11 protein-coding genes are annotated in these 13,144 nt (G+C 45.1%); 6 read left to right on the top strand and 5 right to left on the bottom strand.

Annotated elements, in window-relative coordinates:
• Positions 1 to 282: 282 nt before the first annotated feature.
• Complete coding sequence (locus tag QUB25_RS09955; RefSeq protein ID WP_333043037.1) at positions 283 to 756, top strand: hypothetical protein; 474 nt, start codon at positions 283 to 285, stop codon at positions 754 to 756.
• A gap of 240 nt (positions 757 to 996) precedes the next feature.
• Here QUB25_RS09955 and QUB25_RS09950 read toward each other — a convergent pair whose 3' ends face one another.
• The 3 genes from QUB25_RS09950 to QUB25_RS09940 all read right to left on the bottom strand — a co-directional run bounded on the left by QUB25_RS09950 (position 997) and on the right by QUB25_RS09940 (position 5,005).
• Positions 997 to 2,067, bottom strand: a complete 1,071-nt coding sequence (locus QUB25_RS09950; RefSeq protein WP_333183078.1) for an aromatic ring-hydroxylating dioxygenase subunit alpha — start codon at positions 2,065 to 2,067, stop codon at positions 997 to 999.
• On the bottom strand, positions 2,067 to 2,753 hold the full coding sequence (locus QUB25_RS09945) for a class I SAM-dependent methyltransferase (RefSeq protein ID WP_333183076.1): 687 nt from the start codon (positions 2,751 to 2,753) through the stop codon (positions 2,067 to 2,069). Before QUB25_RS09945 ends, QUB25_RS09950 begins: the two co-directional genes overlap by 1 nt.
• A gap of 299 nt (positions 2,754 to 3,052) precedes the next feature.
• Positions 3,053 to 5,005 carry an FAD-dependent oxidoreductase gene (locus QUB25_RS09940; RefSeq protein WP_333183227.1) on the bottom strand — a complete coding sequence of 651 codons (1,953 nt, stop codon included), beginning with the start codon at positions 5,003 to 5,005 and terminating at the stop codon, positions 3,053 to 3,055.
• 872 nt (positions 5,006 to 5,877) lie between these two features.
• Here QUB25_RS09940 and QUB25_RS09935 point away from each other — a divergent pair.
• The 5 genes from QUB25_RS09935 (at position 5,878) to QUB25_RS09915 (ending at position 11,857) form a co-directional block, all read left to right on the top strand.
• Positions 5,878 to 7,443, top strand: coding sequence for a CHAT domain-containing protein (locus tag QUB25_RS09935; RefSeq protein WP_333183225.1), 1,566 nt, complete (start codon positions 5,878 to 5,880; stop codon positions 7,441 to 7,443).
• A gap of 127 nt (positions 7,444 to 7,570) precedes the next feature.
• Positions 7,571 to 9,661: a hypothetical protein gene (locus QUB25_RS09930; protein WP_333183074.1), complete on the top strand. Its 2,091-nt coding sequence runs from the start codon at positions 7,571 to 7,573 to the stop codon at positions 9,659 to 9,661.
• A gap of 172 nt (positions 9,662 to 9,833) precedes the next feature.
• Positions 9,834 to 10,631 carry a PadR family transcriptional regulator gene (locus QUB25_RS09925; RefSeq protein WP_333183073.1) on the top strand — a complete coding sequence of 266 codons (798 nt, stop codon included), beginning with the start codon at positions 9,834 to 9,836 and terminating at the stop codon, positions 10,629 to 10,631.
• 89 nt (positions 10,632 to 10,720) lie between these two features.
• Entirely contained in the window at positions 10,721 to 11,380 is a 660-nt protein-coding gene (locus QUB25_RS09920) for a hypothetical protein (protein WP_333183072.1), read from the top strand.
• 48 nt (positions 11,381 to 11,428) lie between these two features.
• Positions 11,429 to 11,857 (top strand): hypothetical protein, encoded by a 429-nt coding sequence (locus tag QUB25_RS09915; RefSeq protein ID WP_333183070.1) that lies wholly within the window; start codon positions 11,429 to 11,431, stop codon positions 11,855 to 11,857.
• A 46-nt stretch (positions 11,858 to 11,903) separates the two neighbouring features.
• On the opposite strand, the gene QUB25_RS09910 is transcribed toward QUB25_RS09915, so the two are convergent.
• Positions 11,904 to 12,350 carry a hypothetical protein gene (locus tag QUB25_RS09910; protein ID WP_333064016.1) on the bottom strand — a complete coding sequence of 149 codons (447 nt, stop codon included), beginning with the start codon at positions 12,348 to 12,350 and terminating at the stop codon, positions 11,904 to 11,906.
• Positions 12,351 to 12,370: 20 nt separating this feature from the next.
• Positions 12,371 to 12,907 (bottom strand): hypothetical protein, encoded by a 537-nt coding sequence (locus QUB25_RS09905; protein ID WP_333183068.1) that lies wholly within the window; start codon positions 12,905 to 12,907, stop codon positions 12,371 to 12,373.
• Positions 12,908 to 13,144: the final 237 nt, after the last annotated feature.

Genomic DNA, 13,144 nt, shown 5'->3' with positions numbered 1-13,144 from the left:
TGCTCAACTTCGGTCAAGCCTAGATTTGATTCTAACTCTAACATTCGGATCGCGGAGGGCATCAAGCCACTCGGCGAATGGTGCCGTACCCTCTGCTGTAGTGTAACGTCGAATTTCCCTGGGTTGTACTTCCATGATTTTATCGTACTTGATTAACAATTTCTATCGTAAGGGCGATCGACACTGCATTAAGTGGGCAAATCATACTTAAGACAGAGGTATTCGATCCGTTTTAAGCTAAACTTTGTGGCAGGAAACTTTGATTACAACAGGGCATTGTGAATGAATTTTAAATCGATCGCAAAAACCAATCTACTATTCGGCAGCCTGATAATTAGCCTCGGATTGCAATCACTTCCAGCAGCAGCGCAATCAGTCACCGACGCGCAAGTTTCCGCCCTTGTAGAAGCAATGCGACAAGCCGCACCCCCACAAACTGCAAATGACGGAATGTACAGTCAGTGGCAAGTTTTACCTGGCAATATTTCCCGCTGGGCAAAATTCTGTACCAAACAAGATTTAACACCCCAACAATTTGAAGCTGACGCGACAAAAGCCAAATCAATTGTTACCTGTATCGTGGGCGATTTGCTGCGCGACGAATACAAAGCTAGCAGCAACAATGAATTAACCGCTGTACGCCGCGCCGCTTGCTGGTGGATGACTGGGGACTCCGCAGCTTGCAAAAGTGGCGCAACTGCTACTTATGCGGATAAGGTTGTCAGCGTTTACCAGCAGCAGCGGCCTAAAAAGTAAGGTTTTTGCTGCGGGATTTAGATTTTTTTACCGCTGATGCACGCGGATTAACGCAGATGAATGGCGCTGGGTTTCATTCCCCGCCAATTCATCTTCTTTTAAAGTAACTTTTAGTCTAAATCATAGCGAATCCAAATACAATTTCTGCGTTCAGGACTAGCCGAATTTCCCTTGGTTATACTTCCCTGATTTTTGTGAAATATACATATTAACCTGTGCAGGTTTGACTCTGCGACTGAATTACCCATTTTCTGCCTGACTTCTCATCAACTTTTGCACGCTTGCTAAAGCCCGATTTAATTCATAATTTTTTCTTTCTGAATTCTGCAAAAAAGCCTGCTGTTCTTCCTCAATCATTAACACATCCTGCCGCACCAAACCATCTAATAACTTTTGAGCGGCGCCGAAACAACTATCTTTGATAAACCTGCGAAACCACACAGGCAATTTGTGCAGCCGCCAAAACGCATTTAATGAGGTAAAATGAATTAAATAAGCCCGAGTTGCGGTCTCGCTAACGGGACAAACCAAGCAGTAAATCTTAAAGTCGCTCCCCAAAGTTGAAACCCAATGCGGGTAAACATAACTCACCTCTAGCGGTTCCGGGTGCAGTCGGCGCAGAGACTTAAAAAACAACTGAGAAATTGACCATATTTTATCTATTTTGTAATAACTTTGTGCCTGATAGCGAGCAGTTACTTGATGCTCGTTTTCTTCTAAAGTATCTAACACCGGATTTGCCCAAGCTTGCCAATCATCGTGCAAGTGTCCGTGGTACATATCCATCAAGTTTTCAATTAAAAATGAATAGTGTGCCTGACAGTCGATGACTGAAACTGTGGCAATATAATTGAGATGTTCCCACTCTGGCAAATCCAATAAATCTATTTTTTCTGTTTGGGTTTCGTCGCCGGGAAACAGCCAGATAAAACCGTTTTGTTCTTTGACTGGATAGGAACGAATTTTGCAGTTAGGTAGCTTTTGATTTTCTGCTAAATAATCGACTTCGGCGCATTCTCCCCTTGCATTTAACCGCCATCCGTGGTAAGCACATTCGATTAAATCGCCTTTAACTTGGCCGTGGCTGAGTTTAACTTGTCGGTGCGGACATCTATCTTCTAAAGCGTTGATTTTGCCTGAACTGTCGCGGAAAAGTACGATCGCCCGATTCCAGATTTTCGCAGCGACGGGCTGAGTTTGCACCTTGGTGCTGCGGGCGATTGCATACCAGCGATCGAGATTAATGCCCAACTGGCGGATATGAGTTTTTTCTCCCCTTGGAGATACCGATTTTATCGCGTTGTTTTGCATTACAAATGTTCCCAAATTACGCCCATAAAACAACCCAATTTTACAAAATAACAGCCCGGAAAGCAACGACTGTAAATTTTTCTAAATTTCCGTTCTGACAAATACCTATCGCTAGCTAAATGCTTCAACCACCCAGGCGACAGTCTAAATTTTAATAATCTTAAAGCACTGCGAAATCCGTAGATGGAACAGTCGGGCCTAAAATCTCTCGCCGCACCTAATATGTAGCCTAATGTAGCAGGTGTTTCCACTTCTGAAATATTATCTAAAAAAACTATTTTTCCGTGCGGATTTAACATTTTTTTTATTGCATTGAGGGCGGCGGGGAGGTTGGGCAGGTGGTGAAAAGTAGCAGCACTAACTATTAAATCAAATTTGCGCTCCAGCGCTAATTGACTGGCATCCATTTGGATGTATTCGATATTGGGAGCTGAGCGTTTTTTACTGGCGATTGCCAGCATTTTTTCTGACAAATCGACGGCGACAACATTATCGTAATACTGGGCTAATTCAAAAGCAAGAATTCCCGAACCGCAGCCAATATCTAATGCTGCACCTTTGCTGACCGATAGGTTGTTAATAAAAAAATCGTTCTGGTTTTGCAAGGTGGCAGCGAAATCGTATTCTGTTGCAAAAGCATCAAAGGTTACAGATTTATTGCGAATTTTGCGCTTATTATTTAGCATCTATTATTGCTTTATACTCATTCAATAATATTTTAACCGCATATCCACCCCCCTCAACGCAGATATTTTTTTAGTTTGCAAGCTCTGCCTTTTCCCCTCAGCGAAACCACCCCCGCAAACCGTAACTCATCTTAAAAAAAGAACGCAACTTTAGGAAACCTCTAAACCCTTATTGAATCAGTGATTTCCATTTCTTCAAATCTAAAATCTAAAATCTAAAATGGTATGACAGGGGGCGGGTTTCACCGAGGATACCAGCCGATAATTGACGATTTATAAAGCCCGCCCCGCTGGAAACTTTAGATTTTTAACACGCCTTCGGGATTCACCGTCAAGAGCGATCGCCTCTGCAAACCCTCCTGATATAAAATAGCATTAGCTGCCAACAAACCGCTGCTAACCGCCCTTTCCATTAAACCGCACGGAAACGGCATTTTCACCCAATCTCCCGCAAACAACAGATTGGGAACAGCGCAGCAAGTTTCTGGTCGTTCGGCATAACTACCGGGCGGATATCCAGAAAAATTCTTTTGATTTACCAATTCCCGGTGCAGCATATTTGCCTCTTTTAATGCCGGTACAATTTCGTACAATTCTTGCTCAAAAGTAGCCAGTAAAACTTCCTGGTTCTGAAATTCTTTCTCCTTGTAACAATAAGCGTGCAGTTCTACTACACTACCGCCAGTTTTCTGATTCCACTCGATGAACTGATCCTGAATTCGGTGGTAAAGCGTAATGCTGTCAGTCAGTTTGTAGCCGGAAAGCGAACTGAAATTGCTGTGTTCCCAGGGAAATTCGCGATCGAACCAAAAACGGCCCACCGCAAACGGATCGGCTATTTTCAAGCTCTCTATCCGACTCTGGACTTGCGGATTCACCTCACCGCTGGCTAAACTAAACAAATGCTGCATCCCCGGAACATCTGCCGCCAAAACATAGTAATCAGCCTTTAATGTTTCAGCCAAATTTTGCGGCTGCGATTGGTTAACCGCTGCTGCTAACTGTACCTCATCTGCTTTTTCATCTACTACCTTAAATCGAGGCAAATCCCGCTGAGCAGGGCCGCTCACAACTCGCCCTTCGGCATCAAAAACTGCCCCGTGACAAGGACAGTGAAATTGACCGTCGTTTTGTTTCTGAACTGTGCAGCCTTGGTGAGTGCAGCTCAGAGAAATTGCCTCTTTTCCCGACGGTGCGGCGGCAAATACGCTGTCCCCAGCGCCGAAATATTCGGTAGAGTTGCTGTCAGTTAATAGCGCGTTTCGCTTCACCCAAAAAGGTATTTTACTTTGCACGTCTCCAGACTGGTAACTCAGAGAATCAATCTTGCCGTTTTCCCAGCGAATTTCACTAACTGCGACATCTGTCAATATTTTGCCACCTTTGCTTTCAATTGCTCTGGCAATAGGCTGCACCAAACTCGTGCCCATATCTTGCCGCGTACCGTTGAAAGCCAAACCCTCTGGATTTCCAAAAAAGTAAAAGTGGAAAAATTGCATTAATTCTCCCGCGCTCAATTCGTCGGGAGCGTTGAGGCTGGACTTGGCAAAAGGCAGAAAGTACAAGTCATAAAGCCCGCGCGGAAATTCACCTTTTACCCAGTCGGCAACTGATATATTGTCGAGGCGATCGAAACTTTTTTGAGTTTGAAAACCGCCGATTTCTCGAAACACTTGCCAGTGAGCGGGTTTTGTTAGATTGATTCCCCACTTGAGCCGATTGGGAGAAGATATCCCCAAGTCAACTATATTCCAGGGAAAAGCTGAATGGTTGGGACGGAAAACTTCGGGCTTGTATTTTCCGTCTCGAAACACAACGGCGTAGGATTCTAAAGATACAAAATTATCGGTAATTTCTAGTTCTTCTACCACACTTTTGAGGTTGTAGTATTGCGGAAAAAAACCGTGGAAACCGTGTTCCATCATAAAAGTTTCGTTCCCGACTTGTATCGGCCAACTAGCAATTTTGCCGCCTAGTTGGGGCGATTTGTCGAGCAATGTTACGGCGAAACCCCGCTGACTGAGCTCGTAAGCACAGGCGAGCCCTGCCAAGCCTGCCCCTACAACTGCAACGGTTTTGCGGTTATTCAGCATTCGCGGCAAGTCAAGAGAATCTTGCACAAAAACGGTGGGCTCTGGCTTGGAAAATCGAGAGTAGCCCAGCAGCCCGCCGGCGGCACCGACTCCGAGGAATTTCAGGGCGGTTCTTCGAGAAAATGGTTGGGATAGCGGTGAATTGGTTGATTGACTCATCAGCGGTACGCGGTAACGGGCTTTAAACACAAATACGCCATAAGGCATATATCATAGACCGAAATCAGGATATGTGAAGAAATACTAAGACACATCCCCCAATCGGATCGCGATCGCACCGTGGCAAATTCGATCGCACACAATGTATAGTGGAAGCAAGAAGGCTTTAGTTATTTAGGAGAAAAGAATAAAAAAGCGATCGACCGCATAGCGTAAAATTTTCTAAATAATTAAGTGTTTTTATTTATAACTTAGGAGTGTGTGTGATATCTGTCACACTTATTGGCTGGGCAAAAGTGCCATCAATTTTAGAGCTTTTAACCCCAGAACGATCGCGCGCTTCTCCCCCTGGCACGCAAAAAAAATCGAACAACCCGCATTAATTTATCTTTCTCAACTCTTAGCCAGCGGCAATGATCCTAAAAGATTAGGAGATTGGCAAGCAAAATCTCACGTCAAAATCAGCTTCGGCGACTTGTACGAAGTAACCCGAAAGATATCCGATGCCCAACCATTGATGAGTAGAAGTTTAACTAAGTTGGCGCGAAGAAACCTAACTATTTTAAAATAAGTAAATGGAGAGAATATATTTACTGAGGTAACTCAATATATCCGCGATCGATGCAGGGTATTCCTCACTTAATACCAAGACCAAACCCGATTCAACCTGAGAACTGCCGATGTGCGACCAAAAGTCAAACACGCCCGTAGAGGTAATACCGATTAAATGTACCTGGCTGCTATGTAAAAAACAGGACTTACTTGAAGAAACCGGGTTTTTGCGTAAGTCCTGTTTATGCAAAACTTCTGCATAATTTACAAAAATTTACATAAATGGTGAATTTCTTGGTGCGGGGACTCTGTTGGTACTGGTGTACACACCCTACGGCAGAGATTTGCGGTTGGTATTGAATGCTATAATCGTGCCGCGATCGCCAGCACAGTCAAAATTCCCACCCACCTCCCAACTTTTGCCAACTGCTGCCGCCAACGGCGCCCTTAACCGCCCCAAAATCATGCACTATCAATCCCAGCAGCAACGCCAAAAACACACGAGTCAGAAAAAAATTAAAAAAGCTATTTTTTACTGTTTGATAGCAATATTTTTCTGCTGGAGCACGGCGAACCTCGCTACAATTGCCCAAAACACAAACCAGGGCGGGCTTAACGGGCAAGAAATGAGAAACTTGCTCGATCGGGGCAACCTCACCGAAGCCGTAAACCGAATCGAAGAAAATTGGGAAGAAGACTATCAAAAATACTTTGAACAAGACTTTGAGACCCGTGCTAAAACCGCCGAAGCAATATCAAAAACTCTCTCCCGTCTAGCAGTTCAAACCAAGAAAAAACCCGCTTTAATTTATGCTATCCCACGCACCGACCAACTAGAATTAATCTTAATATTGCCCGATCGCCTCCCCATTCTCCGCAGCGTCCCCGAAGCCAAACAAGAGAAACTGCTCTCAGTAGTCAAAGAATTCGGCAGCGAAATCACCAACCCCGTAAAAATCAACACCACCACCTATCTAGAACCAGCCCAACAACTCTACAAATGGATAATTGCACCCCTAGAAACAGATTTGCAAACAGCAAAAATTGAAACCTTGCTGTTCTGCGTCGGCGAAGGTTTGCGAACCGTACCCCTAGCAGCAATGCACGACGGAAAGCAATTTCTGATCCAAAAATACAGCCTCGCCCGCATCCCCGCCTTCAAACTCACAGACAGCAATTACACCGACCTCAGAAACGTGCAAGTTCTAGCAATGGGAGCATCAGATTTCGCAGAAACGGCGAACAAAGAACCGCTGCCAGCAGTTCCATTAGAGCTAGGCGCGATCGCCCGACAGTGGCCCGGTCAATCCTTTCTCAACCAAGACTTCACCATAGTAAACTTGCAATCCCAGCGACTGCAACAAAAATACGGAATTATCCACCTGGCAACCCACGCCGAATTCCGCCCCGGAACCCCAAATAACTCCTACATTCAATTTTGGGACACCCAACTGGGCCTCGATCAAATGAGAGATTTAAAATGGAACAATCCGCCCCTCGAACTATTAGTATTAAGCGCCTGTAGAACCGCCTTGGGAGACAAAGAAGCAGAACTCGGATTTGCAGGTTTAGCACTGCAATCAGGAGCAAAATCAGCCCTCGCCAGCTTGTGGTACGTCAGCGATGCGGGGACTCTCGCCCTGATGACAGAGTTTTACCAGCAGTTAAGAATCCGCAGGCCAAACGACCCTCCAATCATTAAAGCTGAAGCAATGCGGCAAGCACAGATCGCTGCAATAGAAGGCAAAGTGACGATCGAAGGCGGTCAACTGCGAAGTGCGCGAGGCGACATTCCCTTGCCCCCGTCCATCCCCAAACTCGACAGCAAAGATTTATCCCATCCGTATTATTGGGCAGCTTTCAGCATTATCGGCAGTCCTTGGTAAGTGGGCCTCTTGACCGAAACTGGTGATAGGCTATAAAACATAAGTAATTTAATATCTGTAGCTGTCGCTCAACAAACCACCACCAACCTGTGACGAATCAAGCGGGAGCCTTCAAGGGGAAACAACAATGAAAAAATTAGAATTTTTGCTACAGAAAGAGGGCGATCGCGCCTGGTTGCCCCTAGAAACCTCCGACGTGGAAATTCTAGAAGGTAAATACCGTGTGGTTGCTCGCATTCAGCACCCCAACACCGACATCGAAATTCGCGTTACCCATACCTCCTTCGACCAAGGGGCGCAGCGAAAAGTCCAAAGCCGATCGGCCCGCACCAACCCCGAAGGATTAGTCGTGATCATTCCCTACACCAGGCTCAAACCCGGACTGTGGGAACTCTCCTGCTTGCCAGATCCCAAATCAACACCACTAAAACCTTGGCAGTACGGCGTTCAGTTGGAAGTATTGCCCGCAGAATCGGAAACCTCCGAACCCCTACCGCCGATCGACCAAATCGAACCTGCTGCTTCCACCGCAGCCCCACAAATCGCAGCACCGGTCGATGATCGCGCAGCCCCACAAATCGCAGCACCGGTCGATAGCCCCGCACCAACCCAAATCCCAGCAGCCGCTTCAGCACCGCAGCAGACCAAAATCTACCAATTCCCAATTCCCCAAACCCCCCAACCTAAACCGCACGTCAAACTCGAACTCGTCCTCGATCAAGAAACCTTCGTCACCCAACTCGGTCGCCCATTAATCATTTCCGGCAAAATAGACATTCCCCAACCCCCCCAAAAAACCAGAAAAACAGCAACTCTCCTCCCCGAATCCGAAGCGAGAGAACTCAAACAACTCATCGGTTCCGCACAACTGCAAATTTACCTGCGCGACCCCCAAACCTCAAAAATTCTCGCAGAAATCCAGCAGCCGATGCCAGAACAAGTTCCCCCCTGCATCTTTGCCTGCGTCACCTACATCCCAACCGAATGCAAAAGCCGCCTAATTTTAGGAGAAGCAATTCTCAGCAGCGGCAGCGTCACCCTAGCCACCAAACTATTCACAATTACAGCCCGTTTAGAGCACCTTCTAGAGGAAATTAAAGACAATTTCATCGAAGAAAAGCATCAAGCCGAACCCTCCCCAACAGCCTCAAAACAGCCTGGGAGCCCCAAAAATCAATCCTTCCTCAAGCTAGTACAAAAATCTTTAGACCCTCCCTCCCCCGCCGAATCCCCAACCAAGGAAGCCCTACCCCCTCTACTGGCTTCACGTCACACCCCAAGTGCCGGCGGTCTAGAATTGCCCGCATTCGGTAACAAACTGCCCGACAGCAGCCGAGTGCAATTGCTCTCGGAAATCTCCAATTCGCCTCGAACTGCCCCAGAGTCGATCGACCCACAAACCAAAGCCTCAGACATCCCCAATCCCAATCAAACAGCCGAAATCGGAGCGATAGAGCAAAAACCCGAAAACAGTCCCGAATTAGAAACAACAGCCCCAGAAACCCAGCCAACACCCACAAAACACGCATTTCAAACCTTAAAAGTCGAAAGTCGATTTTGGTCGCGACTGAGTTCCCTAGCCAGCAACGGCGAATCCCCCGACTGGCTCAAAGCAACCACCCTGTCACCAACTCCAACAGCCGCCGCCAATAGCAGCGACGAAATTGACGTTGTGGAAGAAAGCAGCCCAACCCAGCAGCAACCCGAAACGAGCGAAACAATTTCCGATCCCAAATCGACTAGCCCAGAAGCCAGAGAATTTGTCGTTTTTGACGAGCCCCCGCAGCCGAAACAAGTTGCTCAAAAAACCGCAACTGTCGCAGCCGAAGTAACTCCCCCAACTCCCTACGTTTTGTCAGAAGACGAGTTAGTACCGATGCCCATTTTGGAATTGCCGCGCGCCGAAATCCTCGCCGGCGGACCAGTAAAAGTGCAAGTGCAACTCCCGGAATTAATGCCCCGGATTTATGTAAAAGTTTGGGTTTACGATCGACAAACCTATCTGATTCTCGACGGGCCGCGCTGGATTACCGAATTTAAACCTAACGGGTTGGGAAGCGTGCGAGCAAGTATCGAGTTAGAGATTCCCTACGGCTGCATGGAAGTCGAATTTGAGGCGATCGCCGTCGAAATGCAAACTCAGCGGGAAAGTCATAAAGTAAGTGTTCACCGCCAAGTTTTACCCCCAGCCGGGCCAACTTTACCTCTGGATGGTTGAAGCGTGAAAGAAGGAAGTTCGGTAACGGATTGAGGCCCATACTTTATTATTTGGGGTGAATAATATGGTAGTGCAGTAACCCGTATTTGCTGGGTTCGGTAAACTCTAAACAGGCTGTTCCGATGGGCGCTAGAGTTTAGTTATTAAATTACGATGTATCAAGATGACATCAATGCCTTCTGAAAATGATGTGTTAGAAACTAAAAAGAAACGCTTTATGGTTTTGAATACTATTTACGATTTGGCTGAACAAGATGAACATCAACCTATCAGCACTTATGAAATCAAAAACAAAACTGAAATACAAGGTGAGAACTTATACCTGATTTTAAAGTTTTTAGTTAAGCAAGGTTTGATTAAAAACATATCTACTCTCGAATCTATGTATGGAGGAGATGCTGTGATCTCAATTACACATAAGGGCTTGTGTGAGTTAGAAAACGCTATCGAAAAACCTGATGAGCCAACTGAAAATTTCCCTGCTCATATTTATAATAGTTATACTACAATTAAAGGTAATAATTATGGTCATAATATAGCAGCAACCATGACTGAATCAAACATCTTCGATCGAAGAAGCGGAAATCACGACGAACAGATTGGGGATAGCTACCAGCAGAGCGGAAACTTCGGCATCGGTCATATGAGCGGTGGCACGATTCAGTCTGGTGCAAAAGTAGCTGGGGTCATCAACGAAGCCCAGCAACGGAACCTCGCTGAAGCTGCTGCTGAAATCCAGCAATTACTCGAACAACTGGAGAAGTCTTACCCAACTAATACTACGATGGGCAAGATGCAAATTGCCACTGAAGCCATTTCGCAAATTGACAGCAATCCAACGCTAGCTGGTCGAATCCTTAGCGCCCTGAAAGCTGGAGGCATTTCGGCATTTGAACAGTTGCTTAACCATCCGGCTGCCAGTTTTGTCATCGGTGCGTTGGAAGATTGGCAGGAAACGAAGAAAAGTTAACCTCAAGATTGTATTGAGGTGGGTTTGGGTTTCATTATTATTTCAAAAATTCTTTCTTCTTGCCTCTTCTATCTTTCGGTGCTAAGAATATGAAAAATGCTGATATTGTTTCAATTACTATCGCCTTTCTCAGTTTAGTAATATCAATTTTGACTGCATATTTTGCTTATTTGAAGCCCTCTCAAGGCAGAATGTTGGTGGGCAGAATTTTTATAATTGCAAATACTTATTTAGATACAGACGTTGGAAGAGAATGGGGCGGATTATCTTTTATATTGCCAATCACCTTCTCCAACTGGAGTCCTAAAGGAAGCTCAATCGAAGAAATAAAATTTTTAATAGAACGTAAAGAAAATCCTACTAAATGTTTTGACATTGCCTGGAGTAGTTTTGTAAAATTCTTAGATGGGGGTAGTCGATGGGAAAGTGACACGATGGCACACCCACTGGCTCTTCAATCTCAATCATCTCTAACTAAATTTGTTAGATTTGATTGGAGTCCTCTTCGAGGAGAAAAAATAGAAATCAGAGAAGGGTCGTACACCTTAAGAATCTATGCGTGGACAAAAGCTCAAGGAAAACCTCAGTTGAGGGAAAAAATTGATTTTTATTTAACAAAAGAAGATGAATCTTTGTATCAAAAAAGTGTGATAAATAATCAAGTTCTTCCTATTTACGTAAATCTGGGTCAATCTAAATCACCTAATCAAGTTACAACGAGACAAGAAAGTTTGTCAAAGTACGAATAAATTTAATAAGTTCTCGATTCAATTGCAATAATGAGTTGCTCATTTATTATGTCAAATCAAAATCAGCCCGCTCCTGAGAATGTTGGTATTAATGTTTCCGGTGGTCAAGCGTATGGATACAACCAGAGCGGAAACTTCGGCATCGGTCACATGAGTGGTGGCACAATTCAGTCCGGTGCGAAAATCGCTGGGGTCATCAACGAAGCCCAGCAACGGAACCTCGCTGAAGCTGCTGCTGAAATCCAGCAATTACTCGAACAACTGGAGAAGTCTTACCCAACTAATACTACGATGGGCAAGATGCAAATTGCCACTGAAGCCATTTCGCAAATTGACAGCAATCCAACGCTAGCTGGTCGAATCCTTAGCGCCCTGAAAGCTGGAGGCATTTCGGCATTTGAACAGTTGCTTAACCATCCGGCTGCCAGTTTTGTCATCGGTGCGTTGGAAGATTGGCAGGAAACTAAGGGAAGTTAATCTCAACGCGCTCTCGCTGGCGGCGCTGAGATTAACTTCCCTTAGCTTATTTAAGCTCCGGAGCAGTTGGTTCGAGTTTTTGCTGAGTAGTTTGTTCTTTCTGCTTCGCCAGCAGACCATCGAAGTCAATTTGCGTTCCGACTCCTGCAATTATTGCCATCAACAAACCGAAGATGACCGCGAAAAACTGCCACCCAAACATAAAGCGTTGGGCATGGTCTACGGCATCAAGCAGGACTTTGATTTTGGGTACTCGCGAAACCTCATTTTGTTTGCCAGGGCTGTGCGATGGCGCTTCATTAATAATTCCAGCCAGTTTGTCGGTGCGGATTGTTCCATTGTTTGCACCCACACCAAAGTTACCACTCTGATGGGTAGAGGTAGAGCTAATTGTGATGTTACCATTAACTCTGCCGGAGACGATCGCACTGCTATCAGCTTGACCGACACGGATTGACTTGTCGGTTGAATGATTGTTTGAACGGTTCTGCATCTTCAATCTTCTCCTGTTAATTAGTTGGATTGGGTGTTGATATTTCCGAGCACATTACCGGAATTTAAAGCTGTGCCTATAGCTTGTTCCACCTCGATCGAGTTATCGTTAATCACATTCCGACTGAAGTCAAAAATCATAGGTTTAGATTCCTGCTCATTGAGAATTTCATACAACTTGATAATAGCCTCATCTATAAATTTTTTTTCACCGATCAAGAATACAGAACTGGAACCAGAATTCATTTCAATCGTAATCCCATACTCTTCTATGACTTGAACTCGATTTATTATATAGTCAGACATTAAGAAAATAAATATTGCCATTGGCAATGGAAATACATTGATATTGATGGGGATAGTTGCAAGACCAATCCCTAAAAATGTCCAGTACCAATTAGGTAGTTTTTTTGTGAAACTTTTGGATTTTTTGCTAACCCGAACGCTGCTGATATTACGGATATAATAAATAGTGTCATTGACAACCAAAACTCTGCCTGCAAACACGAGCTTTGTGTGATTTTGCTCCTCCGAACCAGTTGTCGATTGGGTTGGCATTTTTCAGTCCTTAGTGTTCGCTAAATCTCGAATCTCATAGTAAATCCAGGTTAAATATTCCCTTTATGTTTTAGTCCGCGTAGGCGGAGGCAAGCTTGTGGAGTAGCATTTTCAAACGCCGAGTCCGCTAGAGCGGCAATCCAGTAGAATGATTTTAAATGAAAAATGGTTGTTTCAGCGCTGGAAAATCGACGATTTACTGACTCAAACCTAATGATTTGAGCCAGTAAATCATAC

It is taken from the genome of Microcoleus sp. B3-D7 (genome assembly GCF_036705305.1).
In the GTDB taxonomy this organism is placed as follows: domain Bacteria; phylum Cyanobacteriota; class Cyanobacteriia; order Cyanobacteriales; family Microcoleaceae; genus Microcoleus.
This window is presented reverse-complemented; position numbering and strand designations above follow the sequence as displayed.